Source organism: Collinsella aerofaciens (genome assembly GCF_015670795.1).
In the GTDB taxonomy this organism is placed as follows: domain Bacteria; phylum Actinomycetota; class Coriobacteriia; order Coriobacteriales; family Coriobacteriaceae; genus Collinsella; species Collinsella aerofaciens_Q.
The window spans coordinates 28,841-49,058 of sequence record NZ_JADPCJ010000018.1; the positions used below are offsets into that span (position 1 = coordinate 28,841).

The window sequence follows — 20,218 nt, forward strand, 5'->3', positions numbered from 1 at the left end:
GGGCACAACCAAAGGAGAACTACCATGGCAGATCAGAAGACCTTCGAGCGCGTTTGCGACGTTATCCGCGAGACCGCCGGTCTTGACGATGTCGAGATGAAGCCCGAGTCCACGCTCGAGGAGATTGGTCTCGACAGCCTGGGCACCGTCGAGATCCTCGTCGCCGTCGAGGACGAGTTTGGCATCCAGCTCGATACCGAGGAGAACCCCAAGACGGTCGGCGAGTTCGCCGATACGGTCGAGGCGGCATTGGAGAAGTAGAGATGCTCAAGACTCCTCTCTGCGATCTGCTCGGCATCGAAAAGCCCGTGTTCCAGGGCGGTATGGCCTGGATTGCCGATGCCTCGCTGGCGTCCGCAGTGTCCGAGGCGGGTGGCTTAGGCATCATCGCGGCCATGAACGCCGACGCCAACTGGCTTCGCGACCAGATTCATGAGCTGCGCGCCAAGACGGATAAGCCCTTTGGCGTCAACGTCATGCTCATGAGCCCGTTTGCCGACGAGGTCGCGCAGGTCGTGATTGACGAGCGAGTGCCGGTCGTCGTGACGGGCGCCGGCAATCCCGCCAAGTACATGAAGGCGTGGAACGAGGCGGGCATCAAGGTCGTCCCGGTCGTTGCCTCGGTGGCGCTGGCGCGCCTCGTGGCACGTCGTGGAGCCACGGCGGTTGTTGCCGAGGGTACCGAATCGGGCGGCCATATTGGCGAGACCTCGACGATGGCACTGGTGCCGCAGGTCGTCGATGCGGTCGACATTCCCGTTGTGGCCGCTGGCGGTATTGCCGACGGCCGCGGCGTGGCGGCCGCCTTTATGCTGGGCGCCGCCGGCGTGCAGGTGGGTACGCGCTTTCTGATCGCAGACGAGTGCACCGTATCGGAGCAGTACAAGGAGATGGTCTTGAAGGCCAACGACACCTCGACGCGTGCGACCGGCCGCTCGACGGGACACCCGGTGCGTGCACTCAAGAGCCCCTTTACCAACGCCTACGCCAAGAGCGAGGCGGCGGGCGTAAGTGTCGAGGAACTCGGGGCCATGGGCACGGGCGCCCTTCGCAAGGCCGCCAAGGACGGCAATTACGAAGAGGGTTCGTTTTTGTGTGGACAGATTGCCGGCATGGTCAACGAGCGCCAGAGCGCACGTGAAATCGTTGACGACCTGATCGATGGCGCCGAGCGCGTCCTGAAGGGTGCGTCCGCATGGGTAGCGTAGCGTTTCTGTTTGCTGGCCAGGGTGCCCAACACCCCGCGATGGGCGTCGACCTGATCGAGGCATCGCCGGCGGCCGCCGAGGTGTTCGCCATTGTCGACGAGGTGCGCCCGGGGACCAGCGAGCAGTGCCGGAGCGCCTCCAAGGAGGAGCTCTCGCAGACCGAGAACACGCAGCCGTGCGTGTTCGTTCACGACCTGGCAGCGGCTACCGCTCTGCGTGAGCGCGGCGTGGTGCCTGCCGCCTGTGCGGGATTCTCGCTGGGCGAGGTCGCCGCGCTCACCTTTGCGGGGGCATTCGATACGCGAGCGGGCTTTGAGCTCGTGTGCGAGCGCGCGGCGCTGATGGCCGCGGCTGCCGAGCGCCATCCGGGCGGTATGCGCGCCGTCATCAAGCTCGATGCGGAGCAAGTCGAGAACCTGGCAAAACAGGCCGGCGAGGACTGCTGGCCGGTCAACTACAACAGCCCGCAGCAGACGGTTGTTGCCGGAGCGCCCGAGGCGCTGCAGGAGCTCGACGTCCTAGTAAAAGGGGCTGGCGGCCGCGCTATGAAAGTCGCGGTGTCGGGTGCATTCCATAGTCCCTATATGACCGAGGCGACTGAGGGGCTGGCGACGTATATCCAAGCCGGCCACGCGCCGTCTCCGCTGCTGATTCCGGTCATGGCAAACATGACGGCGGCGCCCTATCCGGCGGATCCGCGAGCGGCATCGGATGTCTTGGCCAACCAGGTGAGTCATGCCGTGCGCTGGGTCGACACGCTGCATACTCTGCAGGATCAGGGCATCGACACGTTTATTGAGGTTGGCCCTGGCAAAACGCTGTCCGGCCTGGTCAAGCGTACGCTGAGCGACGTTTGCGTGTATTCGTGCGAAACAGCCGAGCAGGTCGCAGCTATTGCCGACGAGCTCGCATAGTCCACAGGGCTGTAACCCGAAAGGAATGACATGGGCAATTTGAACAACGGCACGCTCGAGCGCAACGACTTACGTCGCGTGGCACTGGTCACGGGCGGCTCGCGGGGTATCGGCCGCGCCTGCGCTATCGGTCTGGCGGAGGATGGCTACGATATCGCCGTCGTCTATGCCGGCAGCGTCGATGCGGCGCGCGAGACGTGCGAAGCCTGCGAGGCCGCTGGTGCCACAGCTCGCGCATATCAATGCGACGTGGCCGATCCCGCTGCCGTCAACGCGTGCGTGGAAGCGGTCCTCAACGACTTTGGCTCCATTTGGGCGCTCGTCAACAACGCTGGCATCACCCGCGATGGCCTGCTCATGCGCATGGGCGATGACGCCTTCGACCGCGTGCTCGACGTCAATCTCAAGGGAACATTCAACATGACGCGCACGCTCACCAAGACCTTTATGCGCCAGCGCGGCGGCTGCGTCGTCAACATGAGCTCGGTTGTGGGCCTGATGGGCAATGCCGGGCAAGCCAACTACGCTGCCTCCAAGGCGGGCGTGATCGGCTTGACCAAGGCGGTGGCGCGCGAGCTTGCGCCCCGCGGCGTACGAGTGAACGCGGTCGCCCCTGGGTTTGTCGAGACAGATATGACGGCAAAGCTTTCGGAAAAGGTTCGTGCGGCAACCGAGGAGCAGATTCCCCTGAGGCGCATGGCGCGTCCCGAGGAAGTGGCCGGCGTGGTGCGCTTTTTGGCGAGCGACGCGGCTGCCTACATTACGGGCGAAGTCGTACGCGTCGACGGCGGAATGGCGATGTAGAAACCAGGGCCGAAGAACGGCTTGGATGAGGAGACCATGATGGAACAGAGAGTTGCAATCACCGGTATCGGTGCCGTGTCGCCGCTCGGCAACACCGCGCTTGCCACCTGGGCGGCCATGTGCGCCGGCACGTGCGGCATCGGCCCGATCACGCACTTCGATACCGATGCATTTGCCGTCAAGGTGGCAGCCGAGGTCAAGGGCTTTGACGGCAACGAGTACTTTGGCAAGCGTGACGCCAAGCATCTCGACCCCTGCGTTCAGTTTGCGATGGCGGCTTCGGACGAAGCCATGCACGATGCGGGCTTTGATGTCGAAGGCGCCATCGATCGCAAGCGCCTGGGCGTCTACGTGGGCTCGGGCGTGGGCGGTATGACGACGCTCGTCGACAACGTCCATACGATTGCCGAACGTGGGCCCCGCCGCGCATCGCCCTATATGATCGCGATGATGATCCCCAACATGGCATCAGGCAATATCGCAATCCGCCACAAGGCAAAGGGCCCGACCCTGCCCGTGGTGACCGCGTGCGCAACCTCGGCCCATGCGGTGGGCGAGGCGTTCCGCGCCATCAAGCACGGCTATGCCGACGCGATCCTCGCGGGCGGCGCCGAGGCGGCCATTATCCCCGATGCCGTTGCGGGCTTTACGTCCTGCCGCGCATTGACCACCAACCCCGATCCCGCGACGGCCTGCCGTCCGTTCGATGCAGACCGCGACGGCTTTGTGATGGGCGAGGGCGCCTGCGTGCTCGTGCTCGAGAGCATGGAACATGCGCAGGCGCGCGGTGCGCACATTTATGCCGAGGTCGTGGGCTACGGCAACACCGATGATGCCTATCACATTACGAGCCCTGATCCCGAGGCTGCCGGCATTGCCCGCGCGATATCGCTGGCGGTGACCGAGGGCGACGTCAAGCCTTCCGAGGGTCTCTACATCAATGCCCACGGCACATCTACCAAGCTCAACGATTCGTCCGAGACGGCGGGCATTAAGCGTGCGCTCGGCGAGGACGCGGCGCGCGCCGCGCACGTCTCGTCGACTAAGTCGATGACCGGTCACATGATCGGTGCCACGGGCGCCATCGAGGTCATGGCCTGCGCCATGGCGCTCGAGCAGGGCGTGGTGCCGCCGACCATTAACTACCACACGCCCGATCCCGCCTGCGATCTTGACTACACGCCCAATCGCGCGGTTCGCGCCGACCTTACCTGGGCGCTTTCGACCAACCTGGGCTTTGGCGGACACAACGCCGCCATCGCGCTGCGTAGATATACGAGGAGCTAGAGCATGGATTCCAAAAGACTTGCCGAGATAGCCGATGTTATGGAGGACCGCGGCCTCACGCGCGTGCGCGTTGAGGAGCCCGATGGCACCGCGGTCGAACTCGAGCGCGCGAGCGCCGCACAGCCGGTTGCCGTGCCCATGCCCATGCCGAGCGCTATGGCCGCTCCAGTTGCAGCTCCCACAGTCGCGCCTGCCGCACCGGAGCCCGCCGCGCAGACACCTGCCGCCGCACCGGAGCCCAAGGGCACCGAGGTGACCGCTCCCATGGTCGGCGTTTTCTATGCTGCCCCGGCGCCGGGCGACGAACCGTTTGTGCACGTGGGCTCCAAGGTCAAGGCCGGCGAGACCCTCTGCATCATCGAGGCCATGAAGGTTCTCAACGAGGTGACGGCCGAGGCAGACGGCGAGGTGCTCGAGATCTGCGTGGCCGACGGCGACCTCGTGGAGTTTGGCAGCTGCCTCATGAGGATCGGATAGGTGATATCCATGAACAAAGAAGAGCTCAAGAAGCTGTTACCGCATCGTGAGCCGATGCTTTTGCTCGACGAAGCCGAGCTGGTGGGCGACGAGGCCCACGGCAAGATAACGATTACGGGCGACGAGTACTTTTTACAGGGGCATTTTCCGGGAAACCCGGTTGTCCCCGGCGTGATTCAGTGCGAGATGCTCGCCCAGAACTGCTGCGTGCTGCTGATGGGCGATGAGGAGGCGCGCGGCGCGACGCCGTTCTACACCAGTCTGGACAAGGTGCGCTTTAAGCGTCCGGTGCGCCCGGGCGACACGGTTGATCTGGTGTGCTCCATCACGCGTGCGCGCGGGCCGTTCCGCTTTGCGACGGGTACTGCGAGCGTCAACGGTGAGGTTTGCTGCCGCGCCGATATGTCTTTTGCACTCATGCACGAAAGTTAAGGAAGGCTTCATGTTCGACAAAGTGCTCATCGCCAACCGCGGCGAGGTCGCGGTCCGTGTTATCCGCGCGTGCCGCGATATGGGCATCAAGACCGTCGCCGTCTACTCCACGGCCGATGCGGACGCGCTGCACGTGCAGCTTGCCGACGAGGCGTATTGCATCGGCGGCCCGCGTCTTGCCGAGAGCTACCTCAACGACGATGCCGTGCTCACCTGTGCCGTAAAGTCGGGCGCAAAGGCGATCCATCCTGGGTACGGCTTCTTTTCCGAGAAGGCGAGCTTTGTACGCGACTGCGACAAGTATGGCCTGGCGTTTGTCGGTCCTTCGGCCGAGGTAATCGACAGCATGGGCGACAAGGACGCCGCACGTCGAACGGCTGCCGCGGCGGGCGTGCCCATCGTTCCGGGCTGCGATTTGCTCAAAAGCCCCGAGGAGGCAACGGCCGAGGCCGAGCGCATTGGCTGCCCCGTGCTTATTAAGGCGCGTGCCGGTGGTGGCGGTCGCGGCATTCGCAAGGTCGAGCGCGTGGAAGATGCGGCAAAGGCGTTCATCGAAGCGTGTGCCGAGGGCGAGGCCGTTTTTGGCGACGGCGAGTGCTACATGGAGAAGTTCGTCGCGCCGGCGCACCACGTTGAGGTTCAGATTATGGCCGATAAGCAGGGCCATGTGTTTTCGCTTGGCGAGCGCGAGTGCTCGGTGCAGCGTCGCAACCAAAAGCTGATCGAGGAGAGCCCCGCGCCGTGCCTCGACGGACACGACGACATTCGTGCTCGCATGCACAAGGCAGCGCGTGACCTGGCTCGTGCCGTCGGCTACGAAGGAGCCGGTACCATCGAGTTCCTGTATTCGGACGACGGCAATTTCTACTTTATGGAAATGAACACGCGCTTGCAGGTGGAGCATCCGGTTACGGAGTTTGTGACCGATACCGACTTGGTCAAGTGGCAGCTGCGCGTGGCAGCCGGCCAGCCTCTGCCCTTTGAGCAGGAGGATATGCCGGTCCGCAACCACGCCATGGAGTGCCGCATCAATGCCGAAACGCCGGACTTTCTGCCGTCATGCGGAACGGTCACCGCGTTGCGTGTGCCGGGTGGTCCGCGCGTGCGCTGGGATTCCGCCATGTTTACCGGTGCGAACGTTCCGCCGTACTACGACTCCATGCTTGGCAAGCTCATCGTGTGTGCGCCCACGCGTGACGGCGCCATTCGCAAGATGCGCTCGGCCCTGGGCGAGCTCGTGATTGAGGGCGTGAGCGAAAACAGCGAGCTTCAGCTCGACGTGCTGGCAAACGACGAGTTCTTGTCGGGCATGTATCACACCGATCTGATGGGGCATCTCTATGCTGATGAATAGAAAAGCGAAGACGGTCAACGTCCTCGAGGGACCGATGACCGAGTCGTGCGCCGAGTTTCCCGCGCGCCACGTGTTTATCAAGTGCCCGGAGTGCCGCCGCGTGATCGATGAGGCACGCCTACACAACAACCTCGAGGTCTGCCCTCGTTGCGGCAAACACTTTCGCGTGAGCGGTCGCGCGCGCATGCGCATGACGGTCGACGAGGACACGTTTGAGGAATGGGATGCCAATCTGGCGTCGGAGGACTTCCTCTCGTTTCCCGGCTATGCCGACAAGCTCAAGAGCGTGAGCGAGCGTTCGGGCGAGCGCGATGCCGTTGTGTGCGGCAGGGGCAAAATCTGCGGTTGCGATACCGCGCTCTTCTTTATGGACGCCAACTTTATGATGGGCTCGATGGGCTCCGTGGTGGGCGAGAAGATCTGTCGCACATTTGAGCGTGCGACCGAGCTGGGATTGCCGGTTGTCGGCTTTACCGTTTCGGGCGGTGCGCGCATGCAGGAGGGCGTGACCTCGCTTATGCAGATGGCCAAGATTTCTGCGGCGGTTAGGCGCCACAGCGAGGCGGGCGGCCTGTATATCACGGTGCTCACCGACCCCACGACCGGAGGCGTAACCGCGAGCTTTGCCATGGAGGGCGACATTATCCTGGCCGAGCCCGATGCCCTGACGGCATTTGCCGGCCCGCGCGTGATCGAGCAGAACATGCACAAGCGCCTGCCCAAGGGATTCCAGCGCTCCGAGTTTTTGCTGGAGCACGGCTTTTGCGATGCCGTTGTTCCGCGTGGCGAGATTGCGCTCACGGTAGGCGAGCTGCTGGCGCTGCACGAAGGGCACGCGCCCGGCCTGGGGGCACCGCATGAGATCGTGCATACGGGTCGCCGCGGCAAAAAGCTGGGATACTTGTTCAAGCGCTCGGCCGCACCAAAAACCGCGCTCGAGATTGTCAAGCAGACCCGCTCGGCAGATCGCGCCACGGCGGGCGAGATGATCTCGCTGGGCCTGGATGGATTTGTGGAGCTGCACGGCGACCGCTACTTTGGCGACGACGCTGCTGTGGTGGCTGGCATTGGCTGGAAAGACGGACGCCCCGTAACGGTCATCGCCATCGAGCGCGGCACCACGACCAAAGAGCGCATGCGTCGCAACTTTGGTATGGCACATCCCGAGGGCTACCGCAAAGCGCGTCGCCTGATGCGCCAGGCCGAAAAGTTTGGTCGACCGGTTCTGTGCCTGGTCGATACTTCGGGCGCGTTTTGCGGCATCGGTGCCGAGGAACGCGGCCAGGGTGAGGCGATTGCCCAGAACCTCATGGAGATGAGCGGCCTTAAGACGCCGATTGTCTCGGTGGTGACAGGCGAGGGCGGCTCTGGTGGCGCGCTGGCGCTGTCCGTGGCCGACCGCATCCTGATGCTCTCGAGCTCGGCCTATTCGGTCGTGAGCCCCGAGGCCTGTGCGTCGATCCTGTGGAAGGATACCGAGCGCGCGAATGAGGCCGCCGAGGCGCTTAAGCTCACGGCCCCCGATCTGCTGGCGCTCGGCATCATCGACGGCATTGTTGACGATAAAGGCCTGTCGCATGAGGAGATCGCCGGTGCCGTCATGTCCTCGGCATTTGATGCCTTCGATGCGCTTGGGCAGCTCGACGACGCGACCCTCACAAACCTCCGCTACGAAAAGTACCGCGCAATCGGTCAGTACCGCACGATGTGACAAAGGGACAGCCCGCATGTCATATTGGGAAAGGCATTCCATGCTACAAGTTTCTAACACCTCGTTTACAACGTCGGTTTCATCAAACGCCATGGCCGTGGTGGACTATCTGTCCAAAAGCATGATGTCGGCGCTGCCGTTTATTGTCTGCGCGGCGTTGTTCCGCACCGTCGCTGTCATTATGGGCGAAGGCATGCTGGGCCTGTGGTCTGCCGATTCCGATATCTATCGCCTGTTCTACAGTTGGCTCTATAACGCCGGCTACTACTTTTTGCCCATTTATCTTGGTTGGGCGGCCGCCCGCCAGCTCGGTTGCTCGGAGCAGCTGGGCATGATGCTGGGCGGCGTATTGATTGCACCCGATTTACTCAAGCTTGTCGATGCCGCATCGACGACGGGGGCATCGATGACTTCCGTGTATGGTCTGCTTCCTGCGCCGGTCAACGATTACACGACGACTGTTATTCCGGTTCTCATCTCGGTGCCCGTGCTATGGCGAGTGGAGTGTTTCTTTAAGCGCGTTATCCCTAAGGCCGTGGCGTTTTCGTTCGTTCCGTTTGCGACCATGCTTGTCATGGTTCCGGTTTCGCTGTGTATTACGGCGCCGGCGGGCAGCTATCTGGGCATGCTGTTGGGCCAGCTTATGTTTATGCTTGGCAATTCCGGTGGCATCGTGTCGCTGCTCACGCTCATGGGGCTTGCTGCGGGCTGGGAGTTCCTAAAGATCGCCGGCGTCAGCAACGTTGTCCTATCGCTCGCCTATGCGCAGTTTATGAGTGTGGGAACGGATTCGTGCATCCTGATCGCCGCGACGATGGCAACGTTCGCCGTTTGGGGCATGCCCTTTGGCGCGTCGCTCCGCGTTGCGGATAAGGACGAGAAGGCGCTCATGCTGGGCTATTCAATCTCGGGTGTTCTTGGCGGCGTAAGCGAGCCGGCGCTGTACGGTTGCGGCTTTAAATATGGCAGGTGCCTGACGTGCATGGCCATTGGCGGCGCCGTCGGAGGCCTTGTTGCGGCCGTGGGCCACGTTACGGCCTATACCATCGGCATGACGAATGTCCTTATGGTCATTGGCTTTGCCACGGGCGGCATCTCGAACCTGCTGTGGTGCTGCGCTGCCGGCGGTGTGGCATTTGCGGTGTCTGCGGCGCTGAGCTACTGCTTTGGCGTGGTGCCGGCGAAGGGACAGACGACGGGGGACGGAGCCGATTCACCCGAAACCTCGAAGAGCGTGGCCGAAGTAAGCGCGTAAACCTGTGCGACACAAGGACGATTCCTTTGCCATATTCCAAGGCCGTGGCCCGTGTGGGTTGCGGCCTTTTTTGTATCTGGGGGACAAAGTGGCTACACTACAATCCGTTTGAGCAATAGATATATAGGTAGTACCGTGGGGGCGGATGTAGATGGTCGAGTGGATTGTTAAGCGTGCGCAGGGCGACCGTGCGCGCGTGGGCACGTTGACGGGCGTGGTGTGTATTCTCGCCAATGTGGCACTATGCGCTGCGAAGGGCGTAATTGGCGTGCTGTCGGGATCGGTTTCGATTGTGGCGGATGCCATGAACAACCTGTCCGATGCAAGCTCGAATATCGTGAGCGTGCTGGGCTTTAAGCTGGCGAGCAAGCCGGCCGACCCCGAGCATCCTTACGGCCACGGTCGCTACGAGTATCTCTCGGGTTTGGTCGTGGCGGCGCTCGTGCTGCTTATTGGCATCGAACTGGTGAAGTCCTCGGTGGAGCGTATTGTCAACCCGGAGCCTGTCGAGTTCTCGCTTGCCCTGGTGGCGGTCCTGGCACTTTCGATGGTTGTAAAGCTGTGGATGGCGGCCCTCAACCAAAAGCTCGGCGATCGCATTGAGTCCGAGACGCTGCATGCGACCGCGCAGGATTCCAAGAACGATGTCCTTGCCACAGGCGCCGTGTTGGCGTGCGCAATTGTTTCGCAGGTGACGCACATCAATCTTGACGCATGGGTCGGCCTTGCCGTTGGCGCCTATATTGGCTGGAGCGGTTTTGAGCTCATCCAGGATACGGTGAGCCCGCTTTTGGGCCAGTCGCCCGATCCTAAGCTGGTCAAGCACATTCGAGACAAGATCATGAGCTATCCCGGCGTTTTGGGCGTTCACGATTTGATGGTTCACGACTACGGCCCGGGCAGGAAGTTTGCAAGTGCGCATGCCGAGATGGCGGCCGAGGACAGCCCGTTGGAAAGTCACGACACGCTCGATAACATCGAGCAGTCGTTTAGGGACGAAGACGGCATGATCGTTACGCTTCACTACGATCCCATCGTGACCGATGACCCCAAGCTGGCGAGCATGCGCTTGCGCATTCACGCCATGGCCCAGGAGATCGATAGCCGCCTCTCGATTCATGACCTGCGCTGCGTGCCGGGTCCTACGCACACCAACGTGATCTTTGACTGCGTGCGTCCCTCGGATCTGCAGATGAGTGCCGAAGACGTAAAGCACGCGCTGACACAACGGGTCGAATCGGAATATCCCAAGTCGATTGCCAAGATTACGATCGACGAAGACTACGTAGGGCATACCCACGAGTAAGGCTATGCCGGCAAAGCAGGTTATGCAGAAGGGGAGAGCATGAAGAAGCTGTATCTACTCCGCCACGGTCAGACGGAGTTCAACGTCAAAAAGCTGGTCCAGGGCCGCTGCGATTCACCGCTCACCGACTTAGGCCGTCAGCAAGCCGGGATGGCAGCCGCATGGCTCAAAGCCCACGGCGTCGTCCCCGACAAAGTGGTCTCATCACCCTTAGGCCGAGCCATGGACACGGCAAGTCTCGTCGCATGCGAGCTCCTCGGCCCGGACGCAGCAGCCGAGCCCTGCGAAGGCATTATCGAGCGCTGCTACGGCTCCTTCGAAGAAGGCCCGCACGGCGCGCTGCCCACCGACGTCTGGGATCCGGGCGAGGACCTGGTCCCCTTCGGAGGAGAAGGAAGCCAGGCGCTGCAAGAACGTATGGTGGATGCGCTTACCAATATCATGGGCTCCGAGGGCATCGAAACCCTTCTAGCAGTAAGCCACGGCAGCGCCAGCCGCCAATTTATCAAGGCCGCAGCCCCAGAGGGCTTCGAGCTCCCAACAAAACTCCCCAACTGCGCCATCATGATCTTCGATTTCGATGAGGCAAAGCCACAAGCAGAAGGCGAACCGTCCCAATGCAAGTTCACCCTCCAGCAAATAGTGGACCCCCAACAAAGTCATTAGCCTGAGCGAGCAAGGTTTAGCAGACATCAACGTGGCGTTCCCAGTGTGCGGCGGAGGGGGCGGGCCTGAGACATATTAAGGTTGTCGCGAGTTCCGCACGAACAGGAGAGCACTTAATGTGCTCTCCGTCGTGAGCAGGACTGTAGAGCAGCAACCTTAATATGTCTCAGGCCCGCCCCCTCCGCCGCACACTGGGAACGTGCCACGCACTTTACCTGCGTAAACAATGTGAGTGAAATATGAATCTCGATGGATACGCCCGCAGCCGTGTATACTAAACAGCTGTGTGTAACCAGGGGAGTATTCTGGCTGGACAAAATGCCTGCTTAATAGGGTTGTCAGGTAGTCCGGGCGAAATACAAGGCTGGGGAGCACGTCGTGTAAGTAGTGGTCCTCTAGGGGCGTACGCTCGGTGGTGTACGCATTGTCCCAAGACCACGCGAGAGTTGGGATCATATCTTGATCAGCATGATTCTCGGCCGCAAGATTGGCATGACCCAGGTTTGGGACGAGGACGACAACGTCGTTCCCGTCACGGTCATCCAGGCTGGCCCCTGCGCTGTCTCGCAGGTTAAAACTCAGGCAACCGACGGCTATGACGCCGTCCAGATCGGTTTCGGCGACATCAAGGCCAAGAACGTGAACAAGCCCATGGCTGGTCACTTCGCCAAGGCTGGCGTCGAGCCTGTCCGCTTCCTTCGTGAGGTCCGCGTCGAGAACGGCGAGGAGCACAAGGTCGGCGAGGTCGTCACCGTCGCTGATTTCGCTGATGTCGAGAAGGTCGACGTCATCGGTACCTCCAAGGGTAAGGGCTTCCAGGGTCGCATCAAGCGCTGGGGTCAGCGCCGCGGTCCTATGACGCATGGTTCTCACTTCCAGCGTCACCCCGGTTCTATCGGTCAGTGCGCCTATCCTGCGCGCGTCCTCAAGGGCGTCAAGATGGCCGGTCACATGGGTAACGAGCGCGTTACCGTCAAGAACCTTTCCGTTGTCCGCATCGATGCCGAGCAGAACCTCATCTTGGTCAAGGGCGCTGTCCCGGGTGCCAAGAATGGTCTCGTCGCCATCCGTATGGCCTAAGGGCCCAGCCCATTTAGCCCAGCGTCATACCAAGGAGAACACTTAAATGGCAAAGTTTGAAGTAAAGAACAGCGAGGGCAAGAAGGTCGCCGAGGCCGAGCTCGCCGCTGAGGTGTACGGCATCGAGCCGAACATCCACGTTATGCACCACATCGTCAAGTGCCAGATGGCCTCTTGGCGTCAGGGCACCCAGTCCGCTAAGGGCCGCTCTGAGGTTTCCGGTGGCGGCAAGAAGCCTTGGCGTCAGAAGGGCACCGGCCGTGCCCGCCAGGGTTCCATCCGTGCTGCCCAGTGGCGTCACGGTGGCGTTGTCTTCGCCCCCAAGCCCCGTTCCTACGCTAAGCGTATGAACAACAAGGAGGTCAAGCTGGCTATGCGCTCCGCGCTGTCCGCCAAGCTGGCCGATGGCGAGCTCGTGCTCGTCGACGACTACGGCTTCGAGAAGCCTTCCACCAAGGCTGCCGTCGCCATGCTCAAGGCTCTCGGCCTTGAGGGCAAGCGTCTGACCATCATCGTTCGCGATGAGGACGTCAACGCCTACCTGTCGTTCCGCAACATTCCCAAGACGTTCATCATCACCGCTGACGAGGCCAACACCTACGATCTCGTCAACAACAACGCCGTGCTGATGCCCGCCGACATCGCCGCTCACTTCGGGGAGGTGCTTGCATAAATGACCGCCCACGAGATCATCATCCGTCCGATCGTGTCCGAGCGTTCCTTCGCCGGCATGGAGCTGAACAAGTACACGTTCGAGGTCGCCAAGGATGCTAACAAGTATCAGATCAAGGACGCTGTCGAGGAGATCTTCGGCGTCAAGGTCGTTCGCGTGAACACCCTGACGGTCAAGCCCAAGACCAAGCGCGTGCGCTATGTCGCCGGCAAGACCCGTTCTTGGAAGAAGGCCATCGTCACGCTGGCCGAGGGCGACACCATCGAGGTCTTTGGCAACCAGGCCTAAGACTCGCTGCTGTTGAGTGAGCTCATGCCTCCCAAAAAGGGGAGGCGAGAGCTCAAGGTTTTGGGCGTATAAAATGGACACGCCCGGAACCGTGTATACGTCCGGTGTCATCGCACCCGAGGCAGAACCTCGAATCCCTGTCTGCGATGGCTAACGGATTCCTATTGAAAGGGATTGTAATGGCTGTAAAGCACCTTAAGCCGACCTCCGCTGGTAGGCGTTGGCAGACGATCTCCGACTTCTCCGAGATCACCTGCACCAAGCCCGAGAAGTCTCTTCTCGAGCCCCTGCCCAAGAAGGCCGGTCGTAACAACAACGGCCGCATCACCACCCGCCACCAGGGCGGCGGCGTGAAGCGTCGTTACCGCGTGATCGACTTCAAGCGCAACAAGGACGGCGTGCCCGCCAAGGTCGCCACGATCGAGTACGATCCAAACCGTTCCGCTCGCATCGCTCTGCTGCACTACGCTGACGGTGAGAAGCGCTACATCCTGGCCCCCAAGGGCCTCGAGGTCGGTCAGACCATCATGTCCGGTTCTGACGCCGACATCAAGCCGGGCAACGCTCTGCCCCTCGCCGACATCCCCGTCGGTACGCTCATCCACGCCGTCGAGTTCCAGCCGGGCAAGGGCGCTGCTATCGCCCGTTCCGCCGGTAACTCCTGCCAGCTGATGGGTAAGGAGGGCAAGTACGCCATCGTCCGTATGCCTTCCTCCGAGATGCGCCGCATCCTCGTTACCTGCCGCGCCACCGTCGGTGAGGTCGGCAACGCCGATCACTCCAACATCGTCATCGGCAAGGCCGGCCGTAAGCGTCACATGAACGTGCGCCCGACCGTCCGCGGTACCGTCATGAACCCTGTCGACCACCCGCACGGCGGTGGCGAGGGCAAGAACCACACCTCTGGTCGTCCCTCCGTTACCCCCTGGGGTAAGCCGACGAAGGGCCTTCGTACGCGCAAGAAGAAGAAGGTCTCGAACCAGCACATCATTCGTCGCCGTAAGAAGTAATTTCGGATACCGAGTTTTAGGAGAAAGCACTTATGAGCAGAAGTCTCAAAAAGGGCCCGTTCGTGGAGACTCGCCTTCTCTCGCGTATCACCGCGATGAACGAGGCTGGCAAGAAGGACGTCGTGAAGACCTGGTCCCGCGCGTCCACCATCTTCCCCGAGATGGTTGGTCACACCATCGCCGTCCACGACGGCCGCAAGCATGTGCCCGTGTATGTTACCGAGTCCATGGTTGGTCACAAGCTCGGCGAGTTCGCGCCGACTCGTACGTTCCGTGGCCACAAGGCCAAATAGGGGGTTAACCGTAAATGGCAACTAAGTCTATTGAAACTGAGGCCACCGAGGTTCGCGCCGTCGCTAAGTACGTGCGTGTTTCCCCCAGCAAGGCCCGCCTGGTGGTCGATCTGATCCGCCGCAAGCCTGTCGCTCAGGCCTTCGACATCCTCCACTTCTGCGACCGCGCCGTCGCCGTGGATGTCGAGAAGGTTCTCCGTTCCGCCGTTGCGAACGCCGAGAACAACAACGGTCTGCGTGCCGACAACCTGGTTGTCGCCGCTGCCTATGTTGACGAGGGTCCGACGCTTAAGCGCATCCGTCCCCGCGCCAAGGGTTCCGCTTCTCGCATTCTGAAGCGTACTTCCCACATCACCGTCGTCGTTGCTCCTCGAAAGGAGGCGTAAAGCTGTATGGGTCAGAAAGTCTACCCCACCGGCTTCCGTCTTGGCATCACCGAGAACTGGCGCTCCCGCTGGTTCGCAGAGAAGGATTACGCTAAGACCCTCGGTAACGATCTCGAGATCCGCAAGTACCTCGAGAAGCGTCTTTCCCGCGCAGCTGTCTCCCGCGTCGAGATCGAGCGCGCTGGCGACAAGGTGAAGGTCATCATCCTCACCGCTCGCCCTGGCGTTGTCATCGGTAAGAAGGGTGCCGAGATCGATACCCTCCGCACCGAGCTCGAGAAGGTTGCTGGCGTCTCCAAGGGCCAGCTCTCCGTCGACGTTGTCGAGATCAAGCGCCCCGAGCTCGACGCCAACCTCGTTGCTCAGTCTATCGCCGAGCAGCTCGAGGGCCGCGTTGCCTTCCGTCGCGCCATGCGCAAGGCTGTCCAGTCCGCCCGCAAGGCCGGCGCTAAGGGCATCCGTATCCAGTGCTCCGGTCGTCTCGGCGGTGCCGAGATGGGCCGTCGTGAGTGGTACCGTGAGGGTCGCGTGCCTCTGCACACCCTCCGTGCCAAGATCGACTACGGCACGGCTGTCGCCAGCACCACCATGGGCGCTTGCGGCGTGAAGGTCTGGATCTACCTGGGCGAGAAGCTCCCGGGCCAGCCTGTTCCCAACCCTGCACTCGAGGGCTCTTCCCGTCCTCGTCGTCGTAACTCCGAGAGGAGGGGTCAGTAGTGCTTGCCCCTAAGCGTATTCTTCACCGCAAGGTGCAGCGTGGCTCCATGAAGGGCCAGGCCAAGGGTAATACCGAGCTGCATTTCGGCGAGTTTGGTATCCAGGCTCTCGAGGCCCATTGGATCACCAACCGTCAGATCGAGGCCGCTCGTATTGCCATGACCCGCTACATGAAGCGTGGCGGTCGTGTCTACATCACGATCTTCCCCGATAAGCCCATCACCAAGAAGCCTGCCGAGACTCGCATGGGTTCTGGTAAGGGTAACCCCGAGGAGTGGGTGGCCGTCGTCAAGCCCGGCCGCATCATGTTCGAGGTCAAGGGCGTGCCCGAGGAGGTCGCTCGCGAGGCTCTGCGTCTTGCACAGCACAAGCTTCCCATCAAGACCAAGATTGTTGCTGCCAAGAACGCTGAGCAGCGCATCGAGAAGGAGATGGCTGAGGAGGCCGCTCTCGAGGCCAAGTGGGCTGCTGAGGACGCCGCCGCCGCCAAGGAGGAGAACTAATGAAGCCCGCAGAGATTCGTGAGCTCTCGGACGCTCAGCTCGTTGAGAAGCTGAAGGAAATGCGCGCCGAGCTCTTTAACCTTCGTTTCCAGATGGCCACCAGCCAGCTGGACAACACCGCTCGCGTCAACACCGTGAAGAAGGACATCGCTCGCGTCCTCACGGAGCAGCGCGCCCGCGAGATCGCAGCGGAGAAGTCCGCTGTCGCCGAGTAGGACCTAAGGAGAGAACATGACTGATTCGCGTAACTCGCGTAAGGTCCGTACGGGTGTCGTTACCTCCGTCTCCGGTGCCAAGACCATTGTTGTCACCATCACCGAGCGCAAGCGTCACCCCAAGTACGGCAAGATGATGACCAGCTCCAAGAAGCTGCACGCTCACGACGAGGAGTGCACGGCTGGCGTGGGCGATACCGTCCGCGTTATGGAGACCCGTCCTATGTCCAAGATGAAGCGTTGGCGCCTCATCGAGGTCGTCGAGCGCGCTAAATAAGCAGTCGCTCTTACGACTTGTACGTTTCCGAAGATGTGCGTATGCCTGGCTTGCATACCACGGGCCGTATAAAGGCTGCGCACCTCTCTTCGGTTCTTAGTTCGGAGGAACATCTACCATGATTCAGATGCAAACCATGCTGAACGTCGCCGACAACTCCGGCGCTCGCAAGATTCGCTGCATCAAGGTGCTTGGCGGTTCCAAGCGTCGTTATGCAGGCATCGGCGATGTGTTCATCGGTGCTGTCCAGGAGGCTACCCCTGGCGCCAACGTCAAGAAGAAGGACGTTGTCCGTTGCGTCGTCGTTCGCACCGTTAAGGAGATCCGCCGCAAGGATGGCTCCTACATTCGCTTTGATGAGAACGCCTGCGTTGTCATCAACAACGATGGTTCGCCCGTCGGCACCCGTATCTTCGGGCCTGTCGCTCGCGAGCTTCGTGACAAGAAGTACATGAAGATCGTCTCGCTCGCTCCCGAGACCCTGTAGTTAGGGGAGATATATGTATATCAAGAAGGGCGATAAGGTCCAGGTTCTCTCTGGTAAGGATCGCGGCAAGCAGGGCGTTGTCCTGCGTGCTCTCCCCGCCGAGAACAAGGTCGTTGTCGAGGGCGTTTCGGTCGTCAAGAAGGCCGTCAAGCCCAACGCTGCCAACCAGCAGGGCGGCATCGTTTCGCAGGAGGCTCCCATCGACGCCTCCAACGTCAATCTCGTTTGCCCCGAGTGCGGTAAGGTTACCCGCGTCGGTCACGAGAAGGACGGCAAGAACAAGCTGCGCGTCTGCAAGAAGTGCGGCCACAAGTTCTAAGCTGCCCGCAACAACAAGTTGCCAGCAAAGGCCCGGATGCCCCACGGCACCCGGGCCTTTTTCTATCCCTACTCATTGGGGGCTCATTGGGGACAGACATAAATGAGTGGCCGATGATTGGCAGTCATTGGGGACATACTCATTGGGGACAGACTTAAATGAGTGGTCGTCGCTTGGCATTCATTGGGGACAGGCTTAAATGAGTGCCGTTGAAACGCCGGTAGCTGGGGACGTTCCCTATGTGCCGGCAGTTAGGGAAGTCCCTATCTGCCGGCAGTTTGGAACAGTCCTTTGATGGCTGCGCCCCCCCAGAGGGGTGGAGTAATACAGCCTACTCTGTCTTTTATGGCTATGGTGTTCCGCCCTTTTATGTTTCATAAGGATCGTCGCATGCGCATTTACGCGCATAGCCTTGCGCGATAATGCGCATAACCGCGCAAACATCTGCCAACTATGGCTAAATAATGACCGATAAGCAAATAAACACGCAAACACGAGCAGATACGCGCGCAATTGTGCGAATATAGGGCTGTTAGAAATGAAGGACTTCCGATGACTCAGGAGGCACTCATGGCAGATTCCAAACAGGCTCCGCTCGACGCCGAAGCAGCCGCTAAGGCGGCGTTTGCCTCGGTCCAGGATCGGCCGTTCCCCGACGACATTTTTACGGCTCCCGAGCTTCGCTGGGCTGTGATCGGTTGCGGCGTTATTGCCAACCAAATGGCCCAGTCCCTCGCGCTGGCCGGCCGCAAGCTTGCGGGCGTCGCCAACCGCACGCTGTTCAAGGCCCAGGCTTTTGCTGAGCAGTATGGCATCGAGAAGGTCTATGAAACGGTTGAGGACCTCTATGCCGATCCGGATATCGACGCCGTCTATATCACCACGCCGCACAACACGCATATCACCTATCTGCGTGCCGCTCTGGCAGCTGGTAAGCACGTACTCTGCGAGAAGGCCATTACCCTCAACTCTGCCGAGCTCGACGAGGCCCGTGCCATCGCCGACGAGCACAACGTGGTCCTTATGGATGCCACCACGGTGCTCCACATGCCCTTGTATCAGGAGCTGCGCCGCCGCATGGATGCCGGCGACTTTGGACGCATGAACCTCGCCCAGCTCAACTTTGGCAGCTACAAGGAGTACGGCGACCTGACCAACCGCTTTTACAATCGCAACCTTGCTGGCGGTGCCATGCTCGATATTGGCGTCTATGCCTTGTCCGTCATGCGCCTCTTTATGGCAAGCCAGCCCGCTGAGGTCGTTTCGCTGGGCAACACCTGCGAGACTGGCGTTGACGTCGCGGGTGGCATCGTCTGCCGAAATGCCGAGCAGCAGCTGGGCGTCGTGAGCCTTACGCTCCACTCCAAGCAGCCCAAGCGCTCGGTCATCAGCTTTGACAATTGCTATGTCGAGGTCAACGAGTATCCACGCGCCGATCACGCGACGATCGTGTGGACCGCGGACGGTCATCGCGAGGAGGTCGCCGCGGGCACCGAGGCTTATGCCCTGTGCTACGAGATGGCCGACCTGGAGAAGGCCGTTGCCGGCGACGACTCCAAGCGCGAGCTTCTGGGCTATGCTTCTGATGTTATGGAGCTGATGACCAAGCTCCGCGCCGACTGGGGAGTCGTGTACCCCGAGGAGGAGTAAGCGATGCTTGCGGAAGATAGGCTCAACGCGATTGTGTCGATGGTGCAGCAGGCCGGCTCGGTTACCGTGCCGGAGCTTGCCGAAGCCCTGGGCGTGACGCCGTCCACCATTCGCCGTGACCTGCAGACGCTCGACCGCGCACACCGTATCGCCAAGGTGCACGGAGGCGCGACGAGTCTGGAACGCGCGCACGTGACGCGCGACCTGACGATCAGCGAGCGCAGTGATCTCCATAACGATGACAAGGAGCGCATCTGCGCCCGTGCCGCGGCTCTGGTGGAGCCCGATAGCTTTGTGTATATCGATTCGGGCTCCACGACCCTCAAGCTCATCGAGCATCTTCCGCGCCTTGAGGGTGTCACCTATGTGACCGATTCCGTGCTCCATGCTCAGCATCTCGCCCTGCGTGGTATGCGCACCGTGGTGCTAGGCGGCGAGCTCAAGCCCGAGACCGAGGCGCTCGTCGGTCCCGACGCCTTGGCAACCCTGGACCGCTATAACTTCAACTGCGGCTTTTGGGGTTCCAATGGCATCGCCGCCGAGCAAGGTCTCACCACACCGGATATCGAGGAAGCGCAAGTCAAGCGTATCTCGATGCGCCATACCGCCAAACGCTTCGTAATCTCAGACGCCAGCAAATTCGGCATGGTGGCGCCCGTCAAGTTCGCGGACTTCCGCGACGCAACGATTATCACTGCGGGCGAGGTCCCCGCCAAGTACCGGGCAATGGACAACGTCATCACTGTCTAACAGCGAGACAAGGCCAAAACCACCACGAAGGTGCCTGTGAACTGCCTCCCATTTCTTGGACATCGGGAAATGGGAGGTTTGGAGTGGGTATGATGAATTGGACACCTAGTTAAGAGCGAAAGGTGTTCAAGATGACCCAAAGAAGAAAGCGATACG

25 protein-coding genes and 1 pseudogene are annotated in these 20,218 nt (G+C 61.1%); all 26 read left to right on the forward strand.

What is annotated here, in order from left to right; translation table 11 throughout:
- Nucleotides 1–24 precede the first annotated feature (24 nt).
- Nucleotides 25–261: an acyl carrier protein gene (locus I4W09_RS06675; RefSeq protein ID WP_006235019.1), complete on the forward strand. Its 237-nt coding sequence runs from the start codon at nt 25–27 to the stop codon at nt 259–261.
- A 2-nt stretch (nt 262–263) separates the two neighbouring features.
- Complete coding sequence (gene fabK / locus I4W09_RS06680) at nt 264–1,208, forward strand: enoyl-[acyl-carrier-protein] reductase FabK (RefSeq protein ID WP_117769355.1); 945 nt, start codon at nt 264–266, stop codon at nt 1,206–1,208.
- Nucleotides 1,196–2,122, forward strand: coding sequence for an ACP S-malonyltransferase (locus I4W09_RS06685; RefSeq protein ID WP_117769357.1), 927 nt, complete (start codon nt 1,196–1,198; stop codon nt 2,120–2,122). Before fabK ends, I4W09_RS06685 begins: the two co-directional genes overlap by 13 nt.
- 30 nt (nt 2,123–2,152) lie before the next feature.
- Nucleotides 2,153–2,926: a 3-oxoacyl-[acyl-carrier-protein] reductase gene (fabG, locus tag I4W09_RS06690; RefSeq protein WP_196033057.1), complete on the forward strand. Its 774-nt coding sequence runs from the start codon at nt 2,153–2,155 to the stop codon at nt 2,924–2,926.
- Nucleotides 2,927–2,965: 39 nt separating this feature from the next.
- On the forward strand, nt 2,966–4,213 hold the full coding sequence (gene fabF, locus I4W09_RS06695; protein ID WP_196033060.1) for a beta-ketoacyl-ACP synthase II: 1,248 nt from the start codon (nt 2,966–2,968) through the stop codon (nt 4,211–4,213).
- 3 nt (nt 4,214–4,216) lie between these two features.
- A complete protein-coding gene (accB, locus tag I4W09_RS06700) occupies nt 4,217–4,690 on the forward strand; it encodes an acetyl-CoA carboxylase biotin carboxyl carrier protein (RefSeq protein WP_022094191.1) in 474 nt (157 codons plus the stop codon).
- A 9-nt stretch (nt 4,691–4,699) separates the two neighbouring features.
- Nucleotides 4,700–5,122, forward strand: coding sequence for a 3-hydroxyacyl-ACP dehydratase FabZ (gene fabZ, locus I4W09_RS06705; protein ID WP_099432064.1), 423 nt, complete (start codon nt 4,700–4,702; stop codon nt 5,120–5,122).
- A 10-nt stretch (nt 5,123–5,132) separates the two neighbouring features.
- Nucleotides 5,133–6,476 carry an acetyl-CoA carboxylase biotin carboxylase subunit gene (locus I4W09_RS06710; protein ID WP_196033063.1) on the forward strand — a complete coding sequence of 448 codons (1,344 nt, stop codon included), beginning with the start codon at nt 5,133–5,135 and terminating at the stop codon, nt 6,474–6,476.
- Nucleotides 6,463–8,187 (forward strand): acetyl-CoA carboxylase, carboxyltransferase subunit beta, encoded by a 1,725-nt coding sequence (accD, locus tag I4W09_RS06715; RefSeq protein WP_196033066.1) that lies wholly within the window; start codon nt 6,463–6,465, stop codon nt 8,185–8,187. The genes I4W09_RS06710 and accD overlap by 14 nt, the downstream gene beginning before the upstream one ends.
- Before the next feature lie 40 nt (nt 8,188–8,227).
- The gene (locus I4W09_RS06720) at nt 8,228–9,442 is read left to right on the forward strand and encodes a PTS sugar transporter subunit IIC (protein WP_148331880.1); all 1,215 of its coding nucleotides are present in this window, start codon (nt 8,228–8,230) and stop codon (nt 9,440–9,442) included.
- 151 nt (nt 9,443–9,593) lie between these two features.
- Entirely contained in the window at nt 9,594–10,748 is a 1,155-nt protein-coding gene (locus I4W09_RS06725; RefSeq protein ID WP_148331879.1) for a cation diffusion facilitator family transporter, read from the forward strand.
- Nucleotides 10,749–10,787: 39 nt separating this feature from the next.
- Nucleotides 10,788–11,414, forward strand: a complete 627-nt coding sequence (locus tag I4W09_RS06730) for a histidine phosphatase family protein (RefSeq protein WP_117745824.1) — start codon at nt 10,788–10,790, stop codon at nt 11,412–11,414.
- A gap of 459 nt (nt 11,415–11,873) precedes the next feature.
- A complete protein-coding gene (gene rplC / locus I4W09_RS06735; protein ID WP_035137484.1) occupies nt 11,874–12,494 on the forward strand; it encodes a 50S ribosomal protein L3 in 621 nt (206 codons plus the stop codon).
- A gap of 46 nt (nt 12,495–12,540) precedes the next feature.
- Entirely contained in the window at nt 12,541–13,167 is a 627-nt protein-coding gene (gene rplD, locus I4W09_RS06740) for a 50S ribosomal protein L4 (RefSeq protein ID WP_006235032.1), read from the forward strand.
- Nucleotides 13,168–13,455, forward strand: a complete 288-nt coding sequence (gene rplW / locus I4W09_RS06745; protein ID WP_196033069.1) for a 50S ribosomal protein L23 — start codon at nt 13,168–13,170, stop codon at nt 13,453–13,455.
- Nucleotides 13,456–13,634: 179 nt separating this feature from the next.
- Nucleotides 13,635–14,465: a 50S ribosomal protein L2 gene (rplB, locus tag I4W09_RS06750; RefSeq protein WP_022094198.1), complete on the forward strand. Its 831-nt coding sequence runs from the start codon at nt 13,635–13,637 to the stop codon at nt 14,463–14,465.
- Nucleotides 14,466–14,497: 32 nt separating this feature from the next.
- On the forward strand, nt 14,498–14,758 hold the full coding sequence (gene rpsS, locus I4W09_RS06755) for a 30S ribosomal protein S19 (RefSeq protein ID WP_006235035.1): 261 nt from the start codon (nt 14,498–14,500) through the stop codon (nt 14,756–14,758).
- 14 nt (nt 14,759–14,772) lie between these two features.
- Nucleotides 14,773–15,144: a 50S ribosomal protein L22 gene (gene rplV / locus I4W09_RS06760; protein WP_006235036.1), complete on the forward strand. Its 372-nt coding sequence runs from the start codon at nt 14,773–14,775 to the stop codon at nt 15,142–15,144.
- 6 nt (nt 15,145–15,150) lie between these two features.
- Nucleotides 15,151–15,861 (forward strand): 30S ribosomal protein S3, encoded by a 711-nt coding sequence (gene rpsC, locus I4W09_RS06765; protein ID WP_006235037.1) that lies wholly within the window; start codon nt 15,151–15,153, stop codon nt 15,859–15,861.
- Nucleotides 15,861–16,277: pseudogene (rplP, locus tag I4W09_RS06770) on the forward strand (50S ribosomal protein L16); the annotation flags it as partial. The gene rpsC and the pseudogene rplP, both read left to right, overlap by 1 nt.
- Nucleotides 16,278–16,363: 86 nt before the next feature.
- Complete coding sequence (gene rpmC, locus I4W09_RS06775; protein WP_006235039.1) at nt 16,364–16,579, forward strand: 50S ribosomal protein L29; 216 nt, start codon at nt 16,364–16,366, stop codon at nt 16,577–16,579.
- A 16-nt stretch (nt 16,580–16,595) separates the two neighbouring features.
- Nucleotides 16,596–16,856: a 30S ribosomal protein S17 gene (rpsQ, locus tag I4W09_RS06780; RefSeq protein ID WP_006235040.1), complete on the forward strand. Its 261-nt coding sequence runs from the start codon at nt 16,596–16,598 to the stop codon at nt 16,854–16,856.
- 118 nt (nt 16,857–16,974) lie between these two features.
- Nucleotides 16,975–17,343 carry a 50S ribosomal protein L14 gene (rplN, locus tag I4W09_RS06785; protein WP_006235041.1) on the forward strand — a complete coding sequence of 123 codons (369 nt, stop codon included), beginning with the start codon at nt 16,975–16,977 and terminating at the stop codon, nt 17,341–17,343.
- Nucleotides 17,344–17,356: 13 nt separating this feature from the next.
- A complete protein-coding gene (rplX, locus tag I4W09_RS06790; protein ID WP_006235043.1) occupies nt 17,357–17,662 on the forward strand; it encodes a 50S ribosomal protein L24 in 306 nt (101 codons plus the stop codon).
- 570 nt (nt 17,663–18,232) lie between these two features.
- On the forward strand, nt 18,233–19,312 hold the full coding sequence (locus tag I4W09_RS06795) for a Gfo/Idh/MocA family protein (protein WP_196033072.1): 1,080 nt from the start codon (nt 18,233–18,235) through the stop codon (nt 19,310–19,312).
- 3 nt (nt 19,313–19,315) lie between these two features.
- The gene (locus I4W09_RS06800) at nt 19,316–20,062 is read left to right on the forward strand and encodes a DeoR/GlpR family DNA-binding transcription regulator (protein ID WP_196033076.1); all 747 of its coding nucleotides are present in this window, start codon (nt 19,316–19,318) and stop codon (nt 20,060–20,062) included.
- Nucleotides 20,063–20,218: the final 156 nt, after the last annotated feature.